This window comes from Stenotrophomonas sp. STEN014, from assembly GCF_056760315.1.
The window spans coordinates 20198-40041 of record NZ_JBRREN010000012.1 but is presented as its reverse complement, the minus strand read 5'-3'; the positions used below and the strand labels follow the sequence as shown (position 1 = coordinate 40041).

At 66.3% G+C, this 19844-nt stretch carries 19 protein-coding genes; 7 read left to right on the top strand and 12 right to left on the bottom strand.

All coding sequences use genetic code 11. From position 1 onward, the window contains the following. Positions 1 to 1347: a dihydroorotase gene (locus tag ACVOMC_RS14600; RefSeq protein WP_481524525.1), complete on the top strand. Its 1347-nt coding sequence runs from the start codon at positions 1 to 3 to the stop codon at positions 1345 to 1347. Next, the gene (locus ACVOMC_RS14595; protein ID WP_481524524.1) at positions 1347 to 2198 is read left to right on the top strand and encodes a M23 family metallopeptidase; all 852 of its coding nucleotides are present in this window, start codon (positions 1347 to 1349) and stop codon (positions 2196 to 2198) included. The genes ACVOMC_RS14600 and ACVOMC_RS14595 overlap by 1 nt, the downstream gene beginning before the upstream one ends. A gap of 108 nt (positions 2199 to 2306) precedes the next feature. Here the strand turns inward: ACVOMC_RS14595 and ACVOMC_RS14590 are convergent, their stop codons facing one another. From ACVOMC_RS14590 to efp, 5 genes are all read right to left on the bottom strand, one after another. Then, positions 2307 to 2990, bottom strand: a complete 684-nt coding sequence (locus tag ACVOMC_RS14590; protein WP_057505972.1) for an isoprenoid biosynthesis enzyme family protein — start codon at positions 2988 to 2990, stop codon at positions 2307 to 2309. A 21-nt stretch (positions 2991 to 3011) separates the two neighbouring features. Further along, entirely contained in the window at positions 3012 to 3701 is a 690-nt protein-coding gene (locus ACVOMC_RS14585) for a phosphoglycolate phosphatase (protein WP_481524523.1), read from the bottom strand. Continuing rightward, positions 3698 to 4420, bottom strand: coding sequence for a bifunctional 2-polyprenyl-6-hydroxyphenol methylase/3-demethylubiquinol 3-O-methyltransferase UbiG (ubiG, locus tag ACVOMC_RS14580; protein ID WP_481524522.1), 723 nt, complete (start codon positions 4418 to 4420; stop codon positions 3698 to 3700). The genes ACVOMC_RS14585 and ubiG overlap by 4 nt, the downstream gene beginning before the upstream one ends. A 43-nt stretch (positions 4421 to 4463) precedes the next feature. Continuing rightward, on the bottom strand, positions 4464 to 5807 hold the full coding sequence (locus ACVOMC_RS14575; protein ID WP_481524521.1) for a TRZ/ATZ family hydrolase: 1344 nt from the start codon (positions 5805 to 5807) through the stop codon (positions 4464 to 4466). Positions 5808 to 5919: 112 nt separating this feature from the next. Beyond that, the gene (gene efp, locus ACVOMC_RS14570; protein WP_054658693.1) at positions 5920 to 6486 is read right to left on the bottom strand and encodes an elongation factor P; all 567 of its coding nucleotides are present in this window, start codon (positions 6484 to 6486) and stop codon (positions 5920 to 5922) included. A 100-nt stretch (positions 6487 to 6586) separates the two neighbouring features. Between efp and epmB the strand changes: the two genes are divergently transcribed. Further along, positions 6587 to 7615, top strand: coding sequence for an EF-P beta-lysylation protein EpmB (gene epmB / locus ACVOMC_RS14565; RefSeq protein WP_481524520.1), 1029 nt, complete (start codon positions 6587 to 6589; stop codon positions 7613 to 7615). 1 nt (position 7616) lies between these two features. On the opposite strand, the gene ACVOMC_RS14560 is transcribed toward epmB, so the two are convergent. The 3 genes from ACVOMC_RS14560 to ACVOMC_RS14550 are packed head-to-tail and all read right to left on the bottom strand — an operon-like array spanning position 7617 to position 11507. After that, the gene (locus ACVOMC_RS14560; protein ID WP_481524519.1) at positions 7617 to 9761 is read right to left on the bottom strand and encodes a putative bifunctional diguanylate cyclase/phosphodiesterase; all 2145 of its coding nucleotides are present in this window, start codon (positions 9759 to 9761) and stop codon (positions 7617 to 7619) included. After that, positions 9758 to 10684 carry a phosphate/phosphite/phosphonate ABC transporter substrate-binding protein gene (locus tag ACVOMC_RS14555; RefSeq protein WP_481524518.1) on the bottom strand — a complete coding sequence of 309 codons (927 nt, stop codon included), beginning with the start codon at positions 10682 to 10684 and terminating at the stop codon, positions 9758 to 9760. Before ACVOMC_RS14555 ends, ACVOMC_RS14560 begins: the two co-directional genes overlap by 4 nt. A gap of 52 nt (positions 10685 to 10736) precedes the next feature. Further along, positions 10737 to 11507, bottom strand: coding sequence for an RNA methyltransferase (locus ACVOMC_RS14550; RefSeq protein ID WP_481524517.1), 771 nt, complete (start codon positions 11505 to 11507; stop codon positions 10737 to 10739). Positions 11508 to 11625: 118 nt separating this feature from the next. Here ACVOMC_RS14550 and ACVOMC_RS14545 point away from each other — a divergent pair, with 118 nt between their 5' ends. After that, positions 11626 to 12453, top strand: a complete 828-nt coding sequence (locus tag ACVOMC_RS14545) for an inositol monophosphatase family protein (RefSeq protein WP_054658991.1) — start codon at positions 11626 to 11628, stop codon at positions 12451 to 12453. Between the two features lie 209 nt (positions 12454 to 12662). On the opposite strand, the gene htpX is transcribed toward ACVOMC_RS14545, so the two are convergent. Beyond that, positions 12663 to 13529 (bottom strand): protease HtpX, encoded by an 867-nt coding sequence (htpX, locus tag ACVOMC_RS14540; RefSeq protein ID WP_481524516.1) that lies wholly within the window; start codon positions 13527 to 13529, stop codon positions 12663 to 12665. A 92-nt stretch (positions 13530 to 13621) separates the two neighbouring features. Between htpX and gluQRS the strand changes: the two genes are divergently transcribed. The 3 genes from gluQRS (at position 13622) to phaR (ending at position 15971) form a co-directional block, all read left to right on the top strand. Continuing rightward, on the top strand, positions 13622 to 14509 hold the full coding sequence (gene gluQRS / locus ACVOMC_RS14535; RefSeq protein ID WP_481524515.1) for a tRNA glutamyl-Q(34) synthetase GluQRS: 888 nt from the start codon (positions 13622 to 13624) through the stop codon (positions 14507 to 14509). Positions 14510 to 14565: 56 nt separating this feature from the next. Next, positions 14566 to 15306: a beta-ketoacyl-ACP reductase gene (gene phbB / locus ACVOMC_RS14530; protein ID WP_054658988.1), complete on the top strand. Its 741-nt coding sequence runs from the start codon at positions 14566 to 14568 to the stop codon at positions 15304 to 15306. A 146-nt stretch (positions 15307 to 15452) separates the two neighbouring features. Continuing rightward, a complete protein-coding gene (gene phaR / locus ACVOMC_RS14525) occupies positions 15453 to 15971 on the top strand; it encodes a polyhydroxyalkanoate synthesis repressor PhaR (protein ID WP_481524514.1) in 519 nt (172 codons plus the stop codon). Positions 15972 to 16029: 58 nt separating this feature from the next. On the opposite strand, the gene ACVOMC_RS14520 is transcribed toward phaR, so the two are convergent. From ACVOMC_RS14520 to mutL, 3 genes are read right to left on the bottom strand one after another with little or no spacing between them, the layout of a single operon-like run. Further along, a complete protein-coding gene (locus ACVOMC_RS14520) occupies positions 16030 to 16983 on the bottom strand; it encodes a TraB/GumN family protein (RefSeq protein ID WP_481524513.1) in 954 nt (317 codons plus the stop codon). Next, entirely contained in the window at positions 16980 to 17921 is a 942-nt protein-coding gene (locus ACVOMC_RS14515; protein ID WP_481524512.1) for a DUF1684 domain-containing protein, read from the bottom strand. Before ACVOMC_RS14515 ends, ACVOMC_RS14520 begins: the two co-directional genes overlap by 4 nt. A 2-nt stretch (positions 17922 to 17923) precedes the next feature. After that, entirely contained in the window at positions 17924 to 19786 is a 1863-nt protein-coding gene (gene mutL, locus ACVOMC_RS14510) for a DNA mismatch repair endonuclease MutL (RefSeq protein WP_481524511.1), read from the bottom strand. Between the last annotated feature and the right edge of the window lie 58 nt (positions 19787 to 19844).

Here is a 19844-nt window from a genome sequence, read left to right as displayed (position 1 = left end):
ATGCCCTCCACGCTCATCCGCAATGCCCGCATGGTCAACGAAGGCCGCACCTTCGACGGCGACCTGCGCATCGAGAACGACCGCATCGCGCAGATCGGGAGCGGCCTGACCCCGCGTGACGGCGAGCAGGTGGTGGATGCGGCCGGGCGCTGGCTGCTGCCGGGCATGATCGATGACCAGGTGCACTTCCGCGAACCGGGCCTGACCCACAAGGGCGACATCGCCAGCGAATCGGCCGCGGCCGTGGCCGGCGGCCTGACCAGCTTCATGGACATGCCCAACACCAACCCGCCGACCCTGGATTCGACCATCCTCGAAGCCAAGTACGAACTGGCCAAAGGCCGGGCCTGGGCCAATTACGGTTTCTATCACGGCGCCAGCAACGACAACCTCGATGCGATCCGCGCCCTGGACCCGAAGAAGGCACCAGGCGTGAAGGTGTTCATGGGAGCCTCCACCGGCAACATGCTGGTCGACAACCCGGAAACCCTGGAAGCGATCTTCCGCGAATGCCCGACCCCGATCATCACGCATTGCGAAGACACGCCGATGATCGACGCCAACCTGAAGGCCTTCCAGGAAAAGTACGGCGACGCGCTGACCCCGGAGATGCACCCGGATATCCGCTCGCGTGAGGCCTGCATCAAGTCGACCCGACTGGCCATGTCGCTGGCGCGCAAGCACGGCACCCGCCTGCACGTGCTGCATATCTCCACCGCCGATGAGCTGGCGCTGTTCGAGAAGGGTCCGCTGATCCGTGCCGATGGCAGCCGCAAGCAGATCACCGCCGAGACCTGCGTGCACTTCCTGCACTTCGCCCGCCCCGATTACGCGACCAAGGGCAACCTGATCAAGTGCAACCCGGCGATCAAGGACGTGTCCGACCGCGAGGCGATCACCGCTGCGCTGGCCGACGACGTGCTGGACGTGCTGGCCACCGACCACGCCCCGCATACCTGGGAAGAGAAGCAGAAGCCCTACGCACAGGCACCGTCCGGCCTGCCGCTGGTGCAGTACGCGCTGGTCGCGGCGCTGGAACGCGTGCACGAAGGTAAGCTGAGCCGCGAACAGGTGGTGCAGAAGTTCGCCCACGCCCCGGCCCAACTGTTCGATGTCGAAGAACGCGGCTTCCTGCGCGAGGGTTATTTCGCCGACCTGGTGCTAGTCGAGGACGTGCCGTTCACGGTCAAGCGCGAGGACGTGCTGTCCAAGTGCGGCTGGTCGCCGTTTGAAGGCACCACCTTCCGCTCGCGCATCGCCTCCACCTGGGTCAACGGCCAGCGGGTGTGGGATGGCAGCAAGCTGGTCGGTGCACCGGCCGGCCAGCGCATGACCTACGATCGTTGATGCGCAAGGTATTTCTGTTCGGGGCGCTGCTGCTGGCCACGCCCCTGTTCACCGCACCGGCGGCACAGGCACAGGATGACATCGGCAACCTGCTCGACAGCCGCGCGGTGTTCCCGGCCAGCGTTTCGCAGGGCGCGATGGTCATCGGCAAGGTGCCGGCCGGCAGCACGGTCCGCTACGCGGGCCGCGAGCTGCGGGTCAGCAGCTATGGCAGCGTGGTGCTCGGTGTCGGACGCGATGAAAAGGGCCCGTTGCAGGTACAGGTGCAGCGCCCGGAGGGCGGCAGCGAGACCATTTCAATCGTGGTGACTGCGCGTGACTGGCCGACCGAGCACGTCAATGGCGTACCGCCGAAGACGGTGAATCCGCCGCCGGCCATCGCCGAACGCATTGCCCGCGAGCAGGCGCTGGTGACCGAATCACGCAAGCGTGATGACAACCGCACCGACTTCACCCAGACCTTCCTCTGGCCGGTACAGGGGCGCATCAGCGGCCGCTTCGGCAACGCCCGCGTTTACAACGGGCAACCCGGCGCCGGCCATTCGGGCATGGATATCGCCGCCGCCACCGGTACCCCGGTGAAGGCCCCGGCGGCCGGCATCGTCACCTTCGCCAACCCGGACCTGTACCTGACCGGCGGCACCCTGGTGCTGGATCATGGCTTCGGCATCAGCTCCAACTTCCTGCACCTGTCGCGGATCGACGTGAAGGTGGGCGACCGCATCGCGCAGGGGCAGACCGTTGCCGCCGTCGGTGCCACCGGACGAGCGACCGGACCACACCTGCATTGGGGGATGAACTGGTTCGACACCCGCATCGATCCACTGCTTGTGCTGGAACGCGGCAAGTAACCGCCGAGCATTCACCACACGGGCATGCGGCAGCGCGCCCGCGCACTCACGCCACTGAACGCCCGCGGATGCGGGGCGGCGCGTTCGTGGTGATTTGACACACAACGCTCAACCGCGCGCAGCCCACCAGCTGCGCCACAGCAGTCCCGCCGGGCTGGGCTGATACTCGCCACCGCGCAGGCGGGCCTGCAGGCGGCCACGCGCCAGGGCCGCGTAGATGCGGCGCGGCCGCGGACCGGGCACACGGGCCGGCCAGCCGGCCTGCAGCACCTTCTCCCACGCCGTTTCGCCACTGAACTCCTGCGGCGCGGCGGCCACACCCAACTCCTGCACACGTTGCGCCAGGGTCTGCGTCAGCACCGCGTCGGCGGCAGCCGGCAGCGACGCCGTGTTGAACACGGCCGCTTCCACCGCGGCAACGGCCGCAGCATAGGCCGACAGACTGCTGCGCGCCTGCGCCGCGTCAGCCGGACGTGCCCGGGCAGCGATCAGGCCAGGCAAGGCGTCGGCCAACTGCGCCCAGGGCGCACGCACCGGTTCCAGCACCCGCCCCAGCGGATGACGCGAACGCTGCGTGTTCCAGCTGCGCAGCTCCTCGCCCCACCAGGCCAGCTTGGCATCGACCGGCGTGGTATCACCGGTTGTATTGAGCATGTCATCGAACTCCTGCAGCAGCGCGAACCACGCCACCGCACGGGCACGATCGGCCTCATCGACGAAACGCTCCACGAAGGTCCATTCCGGCCACCGCGCACGCCATTTGTCCAGGAAGCTGTCCAGCGCACTACTCACGTCATACCTCGAATAATTGGATCAGACCGAAGCCCGATAAACGGTCGGCCACGCCGCCGGCTGGCACAGTTCATGTGGCAGCGTGCAGATGCGGTTGGCCTCCCAGGTGGCCGGGTCATCGTCGTCCAGCCGGTACCCCCACAACGCCGCCACCGAGGGCATCCCGGCTGCACGGGCGGCGACGATATCGCGCTCGTCATCGCCCACGTAGACACAGCTCGTCACGGCCATACCGATGCGTTGCGCCGCCACCTGCAATGGCAGCGGGTGCGGCTTGCGTTCGGCCAGCGTGTCACCGCCGATCAGTACTGCGCAACGTTGCTCCCAGCCCAGCTGCGGCACGATCAGCCGCGCCAGATACTCCGGCTTGTTGGTGACAATGCCCCAGCGGGCACCGGCCTGTTCCAACGCCTCGAGCATCGGCTCGATACCGTCGAACAGGCGCGCGTGCTGGCCGATCAGCGACTCGTAGATGTCTAGGAATTCCGGGATCAGCGCATGCCGCTCGCTCTCTGCCATCTGCGGGAAGGCCACTTCCAGCATCGCCCGCGAGCCTTTGGACACTACCGGCCGCAGCTGCTCCGCAGCCACCGGCGGCATCTGTCGCGCCTCGCGCATACGGTTGGCGGTGGCGACGAAATCCGGTGCACTGTCCAGCAAGGTGCCGTCCAGATCGAACAGCACCGCCGCCGGAAACGCCGCCGAAGTCATGCCTGTTCCGGCTTGACCGCGTAGGCCAGGTAATTGATGTCGGTGCGGCTGCTCAGGCGGGCGCGGTTGCGCCACGGCTCGTAGGCCATGCCGGACACGTCCTGCAGCGACAGGTCGGCCTCGCGCAGCCATGCGCCCAGCTCGGCCGGCTTGATGAATTCCTGGTAGTGGTGCGTGCCCTTGGGCAGCAATCGGGCGATGTACTCGGCGCCGACAATGGCCACCGCAAAGGCCGCCGCTGTGCGGTTGATGGTGGACAGGAACAGCTTGCCGCCCGGACGCAGCAGGCGCTGGCAGGCGGCGATGATCGCGCCCGGGTCCGGCACGTGCTCGAGCATTTCCATGCAGGTGACCACGTCGAACGCACCGGGCTGCTCGGCGGCCAGATCCTCGGCGGCCTGCACCCGGTAATCGACCTGCACGCCCGACTCCAGACCATGCAGGCGCGCGACCTTGACCAGTTCCGGCGCCAGATCGATCGCGGTGACGTTCGCGCCTTCTTTGGCCAGCGCCTCGCTGAGCAGGCCGCCGCCGCAGCCGATGTCCAGCACCTTGGCGCCGCGCAGCATGACGCGATCGGAAACGTATTTCAGCCGCACCGGGTTGAGCGCATGCAGCGGCTTCTGCGGGCCATCCGCGTCCCACCAGCGGTTGGCCAGCGCGGCGAACTTGTCCAGTTCGGCCTGATCGAAATTGGTGGAGCTGGAAGCTGCGCTCATATCGGTTTCCTCTTGCGGCCGCGCGTGGCGGCCGGTTGCGCGGTCAGGCGCGGATGGTACGGATGCGGTCGCGCCACTGGCGCGCATTGGCGGTGATCGCGGCAATGTCCATATCGACCAGCTGTCGCTGGACCAGCTTGGGCCTGCCTGCAATCCAGACATCGCTGACCTGGTGGCGACCGGCGGCATACACCAGCTGCGACAGCACGTGATGCAGGGGTTGGGTCTCCAGCGCCGACAGGTCCACGCAGGCCAGATCGGCCTGTTTGCCGACCTCGATCGAGCCGATGCGGTCGTCAAAGCCCAGCGCGCGCGCGCCGCCCAGCGTGGCCGCACGCAACGTGGTCGCCGCATCCAGCGCGGTGGCATCGTTGGCCACGGCCTTGGCCAGGATCGCCGCGGTGCGGTTCTCGCTGAACATGTCCAGGTCGTTGTTGCTGGCGCAGCCGTCGGTACCGATGGCCAGGTTCACGCCGGCCTTTGCCAGCGCGCAGGCCGGGCAGAAGCCCGAGGCCAGCTTCAGATTCGATTCCGGACAATGCACCACGCTGACACCGCGTTCGGCGCACAGGTGGATCTCGGCCTCGGTCAGCTGGGTCATATGCACCGCGATCAGGCGCTCGTTGACCAGCCCCAGCCGGTCCAGCCGCGCCAGCGGGCGCTGGCCGTGAAGCTTGATCGAGTCGCTGACTTCCTGCGCGGTTTCATGCGTATGCAGATGCACCCGCATATCGAGCTGGTCGGACAGCATCCGTACCCGCTCGAAGTTGGCATCGTTCACCGTATAGGGCGCGTGTGGCGCAAACGCGGTGCCGATCAGCGCATCGTCGCGCCAGGCATCGTGCAGCTCGGCGGCACGGGCGAAGTATTCGTCATCGCTCCTGGCCCAGGCGCTGGGGAAATCGATGATCACCGAGCCTACCAGCGCGCGGAAGCCATGCTGCCGGTACACCGCAGCCTGCACGTCGGCGAAGAAGTAGTTCTCGTTGGCGCAGGTGGTGCCACCGCGCAGCATCTCGGCAATGGCCAGACGGGTGCCATCGGCGACGAACTCCGGTCCGATCACCGCCGCTTCCACCGGCCAGATGTGCTCGCGCAGCCACGTCATCAACGGCAGGTCGTCGGCCACACCACGCAGCAGCGTCATCGGGTTGTGCGTGTGCGCATTGACCAGGCCCGGGATCAGCGCCGCTTCCGGGCGCGACACCACTTCTTTGGCCCTGAATCGCTGGCGCGCCTCGGCGCGCGGCAACACCGCCACAATCGCGCCATCGGCCACCGCCACGGCGTGGTCTTCCAGCACCACCGCATGCGGTTCGATCGGCACCACGTAACCGGCTTCGATCAGAAGATCACATGGCTGGGGTTGCACTTCACTCACGGTCATCACCACCTACAGGACAGGTTCCGGCGGACGCCGGATGCGAACAGGCGCCGCATCCCCCACACCTGCAGCGCGGAGCTGTGGGTGAAGGGTGGCGGCGCCTGCATCGTGTTGCTTACTTGACGCGCGCGGAGTATTCGCCCGAACGCGTATCAACCTTGATGATTTCATCCTGGTTGACGAACAGCGGCACGCGGACCACCGCCCCGGTCTCCAGCGTGGCCGGCTTGCCGCCGCCACCGGAGGTGTCACCCCGCACGCCCGGATCGGTCTCGGTGATCTTCAGTTCGACGAAGTTCGGCGGCTGCACGAAGATCGGCTGGCCGTTGAACAGCGTGACCACGCAGTCCTCCTCACCCTTGAGCCACTTCTCGGCGCCGCCCATGCCGGCCTTGTCGGCCTGCACCTGTTCGAAGGATTCCGGATCCATGAAGTGCCAGTACTCGCCATCGGCGTACAGGAAGCGCATGTCGGTATCGACCACATCCGCGGCTTCCAGATCGTCGGTCGCCTTCATGGTGATTTCCTGCACGCGGCCGGACCGGATCAGACGGTACTTGACGCGCGTGAACGCCTGGCCCTTGCCCGGCTTGACGTATTCGGTATCGGTGATGACCGCTGGTTCGTTATTGACCAGGATCTTCATCCCGTTCTTGACGTCATTCATGCCGTAAGTGGCCATACTGAAACTCCTGGAAAAGACGAAACCGCCGCGGGGAGCGGCCGGCCGGATTAGAATGGAACGCCCGCCGTCAGGTGGGGCATCTATTTTCTGACCGCCAATGATAACCGCAGCCCCCGCCCTCACTCCAGAAAAAGCCGTCATCTCCTTGCCCGCGCTCCGCTGGCAGGAGCACTGGCGGCAGGCCATCCGCGACCCGGCCCAGCTGCTGGCGGCGCTGGCGCTGGATCCCCGGGACCTGGGAGTTTCGGCCGAGGCACTGGCGCAGTTCCCGCTGCGGGTACCGCGCAGCTTTGTGGCGCGGATGCGGCGCGCGGACCCGTCCGATCCGCTGTTGCGGCAGGTGCTGCCGATTGACGCGGAAATGCAGGTCGTCCCCGGATTCAGTTTCGATGCGGTCGGCGATGGGGCCGCCAAGAAGGCCACCGGCGTGATCCAGAAGTACCGTGGCCGCGCCCTGCTGGTCGCCACCGGCAGCTGCGCCATCCATTGCCGCTACTGCTTCCGCCGCCATTTCGACTATGCCGGGGAGAACGCCGCCCGCAACGGCTGGGAAGACGCGGTAGCCGCGATCGCCGCCGATCCCTCGATCGACGAGATCATCCTCTCCGGCGGCGATCCGCTGTCGCTGACCACCGCCAAACTGGCCGAACTGACCACCGCCCTGGCAGGCATCGCGCACATCAGGCGGCTGCGCATCCACAGCCGCCTGCCGGTGGTGATGCCCGAGCGGGTGGATGAGGAGCTGGTGCAGTGGCTGGACCAGCTCCCGTGGCCGGTGGCGTTCGTGATCCACGCCAACCATGCGCAGGAATTCGACACGGCGGTGGATGCCGCGCTCGCCCGCCTGCGCGGCACCGGCGCCCAGCTGCTGAACCAGGCCGTGCTGCTGCGCGGGGTCAATGACGACCTGGATGCCCTGGCCGCATTGAGCGAACGCAGCTTTGCCGCCGGGGTATTGCCGTATTACCTGCATCAACTGGACCGGGTGCAGGGTGTGGCCCATTTCGAAGTCAGCGACGAGCGCGCCACCGCCCTGCATGCCGGGCTGATGGCCCGGCTGTCAGGCTACCTGGTGCCGAAACTGGTGCGCGAACTTCCCGGCGATACCAGCAAACGCCCACTCTGATTCAGCAGGACTCGATGACGGTCGCGTCGATCAGGCGCACCAGATCGTCCGTCTCCAGCGGGCGGCTCAGCCAGTAGCCCTGGGCCAGATCGCAGCCACGCTGCTCCAGCAGATCGAACTGGCCCTGCTGCTCGATACCCTCGGCCACCACGGTGATGCCCAGCGCGTGGGCCATGGCGATGATCGCCGTGGTCAGCGCCAGGTCATCCGGATCGCGCTGCAGGTCGGCGACAAAACTGCGGTCGATCTTGACCCCGTCCACCGGCACCTGGCGCAGATGGCTCAAGCCGGAGAAGCCGGTGCCGAAATCATCCAGCCACACCTTCACGCCGGTGCGATGCAGCTTTTCCAGCAAAGAGGCGGCCAGCATCTCATCGCCGATCACCGCCGTTTCGGTCAGCTCCAGATGCAAGCGCGAAGCGGCCAAGCCGGAACTGCGCAGACACCGCCCCACCTCGCCGATCAGATCGCCATTGCGCAACTGTCGCGGTGAAATGTTGACGGAGACAAACAGCTCCTCGCCGGACGCATTGCGCGGCCACTGCCGTGCCTGGTGGCAGGCCGCGTCCAGCACCTTGGGCCCGAGCTGCTGGATCAGCCCGCTTTGCTCGGCCACATCGATGAAGACCGTCGGTGGAATGGCCCCCAGCACCGGATGCTGCCAGCGCAGCAGCACTTCAGCGCCCACCAGCATGCGGTCGCGGGTACGGAATATCGGCTGATAGACCAGTCGCAGCTCGCCCCGATCCCATGCTCCACGCAACTCCTGCTCCAGATGCAGGCGCCGCTCCACGGCGTGATCCATCGCCCGGTTGTAGTAGCGGAAACAGTTCTTGCCGGCCATCTTGGCCTGGTACATGGCGATGTCGCCGTTCTTGAGCAGCGCACTGGCATCACCGGCATCCTCCGGGAACAAGGTGATGCCAATGGAGCTGCCCAGGAAAATCTCGCGCCCCTGCACATTCAGCGCCTGTCCCAGATCACACACCAGGCGCTCGGCCAGCCGCGTGGCGGTACTGCCCGCCGTGCCACGGCCATCGCCGATCAGGATCACGAACTCATCGCCACCAAAGCGCGCCAGCAGCGCCTCATCGTCGCCCTCCTGCTCCAGCGCGCCGGCGATGCGCTGGGCGAACTGCAACAGCGCCTCATCGCCCGCCTCGTGCCCCAGGGTGTCATTGACCCGCTTGAACTCATCGATATCGACAAACAGCAGGGCCAGTGCACCACCGGAGGTGCGCGCACCCAGCAGCCGGTGATCGAGCGCCTCGCGGAACGCCAGCCGGTTGGTCAGCCCGGTGAGCGCATCGGTGTAGGCCATCTGCCGCACTTCCCGGTCATGCTTGGCAATGCTCTGGCTCATGCGGCCGAACGTGCGGATCAGCTCTCCCACCTCGCCGCCGAGCCGGGTGCTCTGCGCCTGCACCTGGTAATCGCCGGCCTCGATCTGTCGCGCCGCACTGCCCAGCCAGCGGATCGGGCGCACCAGCGTGCGCTGCACGTACAAGCCCATCACGCAGGCAAAACCGATCAGCGCCGCCATCAGCAACAGCCCCCACCCCAGCTGACGGCGCCCGCTCTCACGCATGCGCAGTTCAAGCATCTGCAGGGCCTCGGCCTCTTGCGTCTGCATCTGCGACAGGCCCATCCCCAGCCGCAACCCGCCAATCGGCTGCCCGCCAATGCGGATTGGCAGATCCACCTCCAGTACCGACGGCGATTCCTGCACCCGCAACGCCGTGGCAGCGATCGCGCCCTGTGCCAGCGGGTCCTGCATCTGCCGCCCGTAGCTGGCCACATCCATCGAACCGTCGTGGATCAAACGCCCTTCCGGATCATGCACCAGCACATAGCTGACCGCCTTCTGGCTGACGGTGTTGCGTACCACCGCGCCGATCGCATCCAGATCCGAGTAGTACAGCGGATTCACCAGCGCCTCCGCCAACGACTCGGCCAGCGCCACGCCCTGCTTGCGAACGCCCTGCTGCAGAACCTGTGCCACCACTTCGCCGCTGATCCGCAACACCTCGCGCTGCGTCGCCGCCTGCCGCGCCAGTATCAACGCCACAATCGCAGCGACCACCAGCAAGGCTCCGGCCATCGCGAGCAGGAAGCGCGCCTGCAATCCGAAGCGGATCTGTTTCATTCCACCTCCATCCGCACGCGCACCAGACCGGCACGCAGGTGGGCCAGTGCACGCTGATTGGCAGGGTCCACGGCGTGGAAGCCGGTCGTGCCGAAAAACTTGTGCAGCGCCACCTTGGCCTGCGGATCCCGGCTGGCCTCCAGCAGCACCTCTTGCAACCGCCGGCGCACCACCGGGTCCAGATCCGGCCGCACCATTTCCAGCGCACGCGGCAGCGGTTCGCTGCGATGGATCACCCGCAGGTCCGTACGGAAAGCTGGCGGCACGCTGCGCGCGTCCTCCCAGTCCAGGTTGCTGATCACGCCGGCATCGACCAGACGCTTGTGCACATAGGTGGAGATGTTCAATTCCGAGCGGGCAAAGACATAGCCCACCGAATCGGCGGCGGGCACATCCTTGGGGCTGAGCAGTATTTCCGGCTGCACGCCGTGATCGAGCAAGGTCATCGCCGGCACCAGGTAGGCGCTGGTGGAAAGCACGCTCTGCATCGCCAGCGTGCGACCGCGCAGATCCTCCAGCCGGGTGACCGGGCTGTCACGGCGGACGAAGAACACACTCCGATAGCTGCTGACGCCGTTGCGCTCGGTCAGCAGCAGCGGCCGCGCGCCGGCACGCTGCTCCAGTGCCATGCCGGTACCCGAGGTCTCGGTAACCCAGTCCACCCGGCCACGACGCAGGTAGCTGGCCATCTGCTGGGCATCCTTGGCCATCAGTATCCGGCCCTCACGGATCCCCACATCACGCATGCGCGGGACGACGTAGTCCAGCAGAGGCTTCAGCTGGTCATAGTGGGCCTTCGGATCATCGCTGATCCGCCCCAGTACCAGCACCGAACGCTCCATCGCCGCTGCCGCGATTGGCTGCAGTGCAGCCAATGCCAGCGCGGCTCCCCACAGCCATCGCAGCACACCCAAAACGGCCACTCCCCTGTTGACCGTCCAAGCGTACCGGAAATCACGAAGCGTGATTCACCTCTCAGTCATGTCGCTGTGCGGCCAGCCGCGCCATGCGCTGCGCATCGGACAGGATGCCGCGCAGCAGCCGCACTTCCTGCTCGCTCAACTCGGCCTTCATGAACAGGCGCCGCAACTTGCGCATCGCCGATTCCGGCGCACGGCCCTTGTGGAAATCGATCTGGTCCAGGGTATCGCCCAGCTGCCCGAACAGGCCTTCGATCTGCGAATGGCTGGCCGGCGTATCGTCCTGACCGGGGGGCTGATCGGCCGCTGCCAGCGGCGCGCCACGAGGGCTTTCCAGCGCCGCCATACGCACCTCGTAGGCCAGCACCTGCACTGCAGCCGCCAGATTCAGCGAGCTGAACCCGGGATCCGACGGAATATGCACGGCGGCGTGGCACAGCTGCAGCTCGTCATTGGTCAGCCCCGTGCGCTCGCGACCGAACACGAACGCCACCTCCGCCGGTTCCCCCGCCTTGGCGACGGCCCGCTGCCCGGCGACTTTCGGCAGCAGCTCTTCCAGCTGCACCCGGCGCGCGCGCGCGGTGCAGCCCAGCACCAGGCGGCAATCGGCCACGGCCTCGGCCAGGGTGCCAAATACAGGGGCATCCCCCAGGACATCCTCGGCCCCGGCCGAACGGCGGAAGGCGACGTCATCCAGCGGGTTTTCCGGGGCCACCAGCACCAGCCTCGACAGCCCCATGGTCTTCATGGCACGGGCCGCCGCACCGATATTGCCCGGATGCTGGGTACCGACAAGAACAAAACGAATATGAGCGGAAGCAGACATGGCGGTAAAAAAATCAGGAGCTGGACAGCGGTAGATGGTAAACTGCGCGACGGCCTTTGCGCCGACCTGCTCTTTTCCCCCACCAATCCGATCTCTGCCTTCACGGGAGCCTTTCGCCATGCAGAAACCCGCCGTAACCGTCATGGTCAAGGCCGCACGCCTCGCCGGCAACGTCCTGCTCCGCAACATCAACAAGCTTGAAGCCCTGAACGTGGTACAGAAGGGTCGGATGGATTACGCCAGCGAAGTCGATGGCGATGCGGAAAAGGTCATCGTCAAGGAACTCAAGCGCGCCTACCCCGAATACGGCATTTTCGGCGAGGAAGGCGGCATCCAGGGCGTCAACCGCTTCATGTGGGTGATCGACCCGCTCGACGGCACCAGCAATTACCTGCGCGGCTTCCCGCACTACTGCGTCTCCATCGCCCTGGTCGAAAACGGCGAGCCGATCGACGCGGTGATTTTCGACCCGCTGCGCAACGAACTGTTCACTGCCAGCCGCGGCAATGGCGCCGTACTCAACGACCGCCGTATCCGCGTGGCCGAGCGCAAGGATCTGGAAGGCACGATGATCCACACCGGTTTCGCGCCGCGTGAGCGCGCCCGCGCCAGCACCCAGCTCAAGACCGTCGACACCCTGCTGGTGCAGGCCGAAGACGTACGCCGCACCGGTTCGGCCGCATTGGACCTGGCCTATGTGGCCTGTGGCCGTGCCGATGCCTATTTCGAGGCCGGGGTGAAAGCCTGGGACATCGCCGCCGGCGTCCTGCTGGTCCGCGAAGCCGGTGGCAAGGTCTGCAACTACCGCGGCGCGACGCTGGCCCGCATGGATTCACGCGGCCCGGAAACCCAACAGGTGGTAGCAGGCAACATCAAGGTGTGCGAGGCGCTGCAGAAGGTGATCGTCAACACCGGCTACGCCGCTGAATTCGATCCGAAGTTCTGATCGAGACCGCTTGCGCGTTGATGAAACGGCACCCGCAAGGGTGCCGTTTTTGCTTGGGGTGTACGCATCCCTCCGGCGGGCGCAGCCAACCACACCGCGCTCCCGAAGCCGGCGCCGCGTGTCGCGACAATCCCATTGCCACTGCGGCGCCAATACGAAAAAACGCCCGGCATTGCCGGGCGTTCTCGCCAGAGGGTGCCAGAAGCCGGTCAGGCCACCGTCGAGGCCCGCAGTGCGGCGATGCGCTCATCCAGCGGCGGATGGCTCAGGAACAGCTTCTTGGCGGTGGAGCCGGCGATGCCGAACGCGGCGATCTGCGTGGGCAGCGTGCTCTGGCCGTGATTGAGCTTGAGCCGCTCCAGCGCGGCGATCATCTTCTGCCGGCCGGCCAGCGAGGCCCCGCCCTGGTCGGCGCGGAATTCGCGATGACGCGAGAACCACATCGCAATCACCGTCGCCCCCAGGCCGAACACCATCTCCAGCACGAACACGATGATGTAGTAGGCAAAGCCACGGCCACCGCCTTCGCGATTGCCCGACAGCGCGCTGTCGATGACGCCGCCGACCACGCGGGCCAGCACGATCACAAAGGTGTTCAGCACGCCCTGCAGCAGCGCCATGGTGATCATGTCGCCGTTGGCGACGTGGGCGATTTCGTGGCCCAGCACGGCCTCGGCCTCGTCCTCGCTCATGTTGTGCAGCAGGCCGGTGGAGACCGCCACCAGTGCGTTGTTGCGGTTGGCACCGGTGGCGAACGCGTTGATTTCCGGCGCGTCGTACACCGCCACCTCCGGCATGCCGATGCCGGCCGCCTTGGCCTGGCGGGCCACCGTATCCAGCAGCCAGCGCTCGGTCGGGTTGCGCGGCTCGGTGATCACCACCGCGCCGGTGCCGCGTTTGGCCATGAACTTGGACAGCAGCAGCGAGATGATCGAGCCGCCGAAGCCGAAGATGGCCGCCATCACCAGCAAGCCACTCATCCGCGAGGGATTCACGCCCGAAACGGACATGACGACACTGGCCAGGACCAGCACGGCCAGGTTAGTCAGAAGAAACAGCCCAATACGGGTAAACATGGGAAACATATCCGTGAGGATGGGAATGGCGTTAAATCTGCGGCGCGTACTGCTTGAATTCAAGCACCAATGTGACGGACGATTCAGTTTCGATGTCCTCCTCTGTTTACCGCGGCCGCTTCGCGCCCTCACCGACCGGCCCGCTCCACCTGGGATCCCTGCTGGCCGCCTTTGGCAGCTGGCTGCTGGCCCGCCATGCGGCAGGCCAATGGCTGGTGCGGATCGAGGACGTGGACCCGCCCCGCGAGGTTGCCGGTGCGGCCGACCTGCAACTGGCCACCCTCACGGCTTTCGGCCTGGTGCCCGACGCGCCGGTGCAGTACCAGAGCAGGCGGCACCCCCTCTATCGCGCGGCGACCAACACCCTGCTCGCACAACGCAAGGCCTTCTACTGCCACTGCAGCCGGGCCGATCTGGGCGTGCAACATGGCATCCACCGCCATTGTGTGGCCAGCCAGATGCGCCCCCATCCGGCCATCCGTCTGCGCGTGCCGGACGGCAGCCGCATCGCCTTCGAAGATGCCCTGCAAGGCCGGATTGAACAGCAGGTGGATAGGGAGGTCGGTGACTTCGTCCTGCTGCGTGCCGATGGCTGCTGGGCGTACCAACTGGCGGTGGTGGTGGACGACGCCGACCAGGGCATCACCCACGTGGTGCGTGGCGCCGACCTGATCGACTCCACGCCGCGGCAGATCCTGCTGCAACGGGCGCTGGGCCTGCCGACACCCGCCTACCTGCACCTGCCGCTGGTAATGGGCACCGACGGCCACAAGCTGTCAAAGTCCCTGGCCGCGCTGCCGGTGAACGCCAATCAGCCGTTGCCGGTATTGCGCTGGCTGTGGGCGGCACTGGGCCAGCAGCCGGCCAGGATCGAGGCGGCGGTCACGCTGCCGGAACTGCTGCAACAGGCCGTTGCGGGGTTTGAACCGGCACAGCTGCGCAAGAACGGCTTGATCGCCGTCGATTCGCACCCGGCGTGAGCGCGGTTTCATTAGAATCACCCGCTCCCCTGCGAATCCGCCCTGGAGCACACCCCATGACATCCCGCGTTGCACTGGTCACCGGTGGTACCGGCGGCATCGGTTCCGCCATCTGCCAGCGTCTTGCCGACCAGGGACACCGGGTCGCCAGCAATTTCCGCAATGCCGAAAAGGCGCAGCAGTGGCAGCAGAAGATGCAGGCCAAGGGATATGACATCGCGCTGTTCGAAGGCGACGTGGCCGACCCCGCCAGCGGTCGCAGGCTGATCGATTCGGTGGAGGCGGCGCTGGGTCCGGTGGAGATCCTGATCAACAACGCCGGCATCACCCGCGACACCACCTTCCATCGCATGAGTGCCGAGCAGTGGCACGACGTGATCAACACCAACCTCAACTCGGTGTTCAACGTCACCCGCCCGGTGATTGAAGGCATGCGCAAACGCGGCTGGGGCCGGGTGATCCAGATCAGCTCGATCAACGGCCTGAAGGGCCAGTACGGCCAGGCCAACTACGCCGCAGCCAAGGCCGGCATGCACGGCTTCACCATTTCCCTGGCACGCGAGAACGCCGGTTTCGGCATCACCGTCAACACCATTTCCCCCGGCTATGTGGCCACCGACATGGTGATGGCGGTGCCCGAGGAGGTCCGCGCCAAAATCATCGCCGACATCCCCACCGGGCGCCTGGGCAAGCCGGAGGAGATCGCCTACGCGGTGGCGTTTCTGGTGGCCGAAGAGGCAGCCTGGATCACCGGCTCGAACCTGGATATCAACGGCGGCCACCACATGGGCTGGTAAGCCTCCACCCCGTGCTGCACGATGACCGCATTCCTTGCTGCGCAACAAATAACAATTCGCCGGCCTTTGCAACCCGTACGTTTGGCGGTTGCAAGCCCTGCTGCACTGCGCCATGCTGCGCCCATACCGTGACGAGTGACTGCTTAATGGCTGCGACCCGCATCATCAAGAAGTATCCCAACCGTCGGCTCTACGACACCGAGATTTCCAGCTACATCACCATCGAAGATGTGCGGCAGCTGATCCTGGATGGCGAGACCTTTGAAGTCCGTGACGCCAAGAGCGGTGAAGACCTGACCCGCTCGGTCCTGTTGCAGATCATTGCCGACAAGGAGCAGGACGGCGAGCCGATGCTGTCCACGCAGCTGTTGAGCCAGTTGATCCGTTTTTACGGCGATTCGCTGCAGGGCTTCATGGGCAACTATCTGGAGCGCAGCATGCAGGTGTTCCTGGACCAGCAGCAGCAGTTCCGCCAGCAGATGGGCAACCTGCTCGGGCAGACGCCGTGGGCGATGATGAACCAGCTCACCGAGCGCAACCTGGAGCTGTGGCAGGAATTCCAGCGCAACATGGGAGGCGGTTTCGGTCGCCCTCCGGCCACCTCCAACAAGCCGGCCGATCCACCGCCAAGCGCCACGGGCAAGAAATCGCGCAGCAGCCGCTGACCCGCATCAAAAAGGCCGACGCAAGCGTCGGCCTTTTTGTATCTGATCTGCAGATGATTCAGCGCTTGGCCGGCTTGCACGCCGAACAGATCCGCTCGACCTTGTAGCCGCGTGCGCGCAGCTTCTCGACCACGCCATCACTGCCGAGCAGGTGCAACGCGCCCACCACCACCAGTGTGTTGCCCTGCCCTTGCTGCAACCAGGGCTGCAGCAAGGGCAGCCAGGCATCGTTGCGCTCCACATTGATCCGCCGGTACAGCTCCGGATACTGCCGCTTCATCTGCGCGGCCATGTCGCGCCACAACACCCCGTCATCGCCGCGACGCCAGGCATCATGCAGTCGCCGGCTTTGCGCATCCCCCTCATCGGCCTGCTCCAGCGCTTCGCGCAGCAACTGGCGCTGCTCCTCGACGCTCATGCCGTCGAGCATGCTGATCTGCGCGGCGGCGCTCTCCAGTCCATCGGCCGGCTTGCCGGCCTTCGCGGCGCGCTCCATCAGATGCCGGTCCAGGCCTGATTGCGGATCCAGCCCCTGCCGGGCCATCTGCGCGATGCTAATGGTCAGGCCCACAAACCACGGCTTGAGGCCTGCCAGCCGCTCGACGGGCATGTTGTTATCGGCCGCCCAGGCCTGCAGCTGCTGCCAGGTGGCGTCATCAAGATCATCCTTGAGCTGGCGCCCGTCACGTCGCAGCGCCGCCTGCAGCATCTGCGTTGCCAGCTGCGGCGAGCCCATCTCCTCGGGCGAGAGCTCGAACAGCAGCCGTCGGGAAGCGGAAAACGCCGCGTCCACGTCCGCCGACACGGGATAGTCGGAGGGTTTGAGCATGTGGAAGGAACCCAGCAGGTACACCGCGCTGCCTTGCGCGCCACTGACCTTCCACAGCAACGGCACCGGTGGTGCCTGCGCCGCCTTCGCAACCGGCTCGGCCTGCCGGGCGATTGCAGCCAATGGCGCAACCAGCAGCATCGTGGTTGCCAGCAGCAGCCCCGCGCGCGTCATCCATTTCATCCTGCCGTCTCCTGGTTGGGTTTCACATAGGCTTTCTCGCCCGCCTCGACCAGCAAGTCCATGCGATTCTCCGGCGGCGGCAATGGACAGGTCGCAAACAGCGTGAACGCACACGGCGGGTTGTAGGCGCGATTGAAGTCGATCACCACCTGGCTGTTCGCATCCGGCACCTCCAGGTCGATGTAACGGCCGGCGGCATAACTGCCACGGCCACTGGTGCGGTCGGCGAAGATGATCTGCAGCGGTCGTCCGGGCTCGCCGATTGCTTCCAGCCGCCAGGTGCGGCCATCCCGTTCGAACTCGACCGCGCCGGCGTTGGCCTGCTCGGTCGTCGTTCCAGTGATATCCACGATCAGCAGGCTCTTGTTGGCCTCGTGCGGCACGAAGCGGGCGGTGATACGCCAGCCCGGATCCTGCGCCCAATAGTCCAGATGGCCAAAGCCCGCACGCGCCGGCGCATCGGCATGTTTGACCCGCAGCGCATAGCGGCTGCCACGATGGATCAGGCTCAACGTGCCTTTGCCGTCATCGAACTGAATCAACGTCGGCTCGGCGGCGTCATCGCTGTGGAAGCGGATGCGGCCTTTCACCGGCGCCCCGTCCACCTGCAGGCTTACGCCCGGCTCAGGAGTGAACCACAGCGCCTCGCCTTCGCGGGACACCATGCCCATGCGCGGCGGCCCCACCGCCAGGCGGATGCCGCTGGTGCTGCCACTGCCGATGTAATGTGCCTTGAGCTCCAGCCAATGCAGGCCGACCAGGCTGGTCCAGCCATCGACCGCCAGCAGCTCGGTAAGGCGCTGCTCCCGCCACAACTGGTTGTCACGCACGAACCCGGCATCGGGCTTCGGCGCGGTGTGCCCGCGGTCCTCGTCCTTCCCGCCGCAACCGGCCAACAGCATCGCGGCGATCAGTGCAGCGCCCCCCCAATGTTTCATCTTCAACGCCCCCGCAGGAACCAGCGATCAATTTCAGCCAGAGAAAAGCGCGCCCAGGTTGGGCGGCCGTGATTGCATTGCCCGGAGCGCTCGGTGATTTCCATATCGCGCAACAGCGCGTTCATTTCCGGCAAGCTCAGCCGCCGGTTGGCGCGTACCGCGCCATGGCAGGCCATGGTCGATAGCAGCTCGTCGCGGGCACTGGCGATACGCCGGCTCTGGCCGTGCTCGCGCAGATCGGTGAGCACGTCGCGCAACAGTCCTTCCGGCTCGGCATTGGCCAGCAACGCCGGAATGCTGCGCACATGCAGCGAACCCGGCCCGGAGCGGGTGATCTCGAAGCCGAGTTCGGCCAGCGTGGCCGCTTCGCGCTCGGCGGTATCGGCATCGCGCTCGCCCACCGCCAGGGTGATCGGCACCAGCAACGGCTGCGCGTGCAGGCCGATACCGTCATGGGCGGCTTTCAGGCGTTCGTAGCCGATACGTTCGTGCGCGGCATGCATGTCCACCACGATCAGCCCTTCAGCGTTCTCGGCCAGGATGTAGATGCCGTGCAGCTGGGCGATGGCATAGCCCAACGGCGGCACGCCACTGTCGCCGGCGGTCGGCGGCAAAGCCGGACCAGCCTCGCCGACGGCCGGCACAATGCCGGCTGCAGGCGAGGAGTAGAGCGCCGCATAGGCCGAAGGCGCCTCGGCCACCTGCAGGCCAAGCGGCGATTGACGTGCCTGCCAGTTGCCACTGCTTCCCGCACCCGCGCTGCCCGGTGGACGGCCCAGCACGTAGCCGCCGCCATAACCTGCCGGCGCGGCCCCCTGCCCGACCGCATCGGCCGGATGCGACGGCGCGATCGCACCGGGTTCCATGCCCGCGCGGGTTTCAGCCAGCGCCTCCTTGAGCGTGCGATAGACGAAATCGTGGATCAGCCGCGCATCGCGGAAGCGCACTTCGTGCTTGGCCGGGTGCACATTGACATCCACCCGCGCCGGGTCCAGTTCCAGAAACAGCACATACGCCGGCTGCCGGCCGTGATAGAGCACGTCGCCATAGGCCATCTTCACCCCATGGCTGACACTGCGGTCGCGCACCGGGCGACCGTTGACGTACAGGTACTGCTGGTCGGCACTGGCGCGCGAATACTGCGGCTGCGCGATCCAGCCGTGCAGGCGCAGGCCGGCGGCGCTGTGGTCCACCCGCAACGCCTGCCGGGCGAAATCCTCGCCCAGTGTCTCGGCGAGGCGGACATCCGAATACAGGTCGCCGGGCTTGTAGCGGCGCGAGGCCTTGCCGTTGTGCGAGACCCGCAGCTCGACATCCGGCCGCGCCAATGCCAGCGAACGCAGCCACTCCTCGATATGACCCAGCTCGGTGCGCTCGGCACGCAGGAACTTGCGCCGTGCCGGCACGTTGTAGAACAGCTCGCGCACCTCCACGGTGGTGCCCGGCGCATGCGCACGCGGCATCACTTCACCCAGCTTGCCGCCTTCGATCTGCAAGGCGGCGCCATGCTCATCAGCGGCGCGCCGCGAGGCCATGGTGAAACGGCTGACCGAGGCGATCGATGGCAGCGCCTCCCCGCGGAAACCCAGTGTCGCCACCGACTCGAGATCATCCAGGCTCGCGATCTTGCTGGTGGCATGGCGCGACACCGCCAGCGGCAACTGCTCGGCGGCAATGCCACCGCCGTTGTCACGGATGCGGATCAGGCGCACCCCGCCTTCTTCCAGATCGATATCGACGCGGGTGGCGCCGGCATCGAGCGCGTTTTCGACCAGTTCCTTGACCACCGATGCGGGCCGCTCGACCACTTCGCCGGCGGCGATCTGGTTGATCAGTATCTCCGGCAGCGGACGGATCGAGTTCATGCCGCACCGCCGGTAGCGCACGCCACGGTCAAGGTCGATGAGGGAAGTCGGGAGGAAA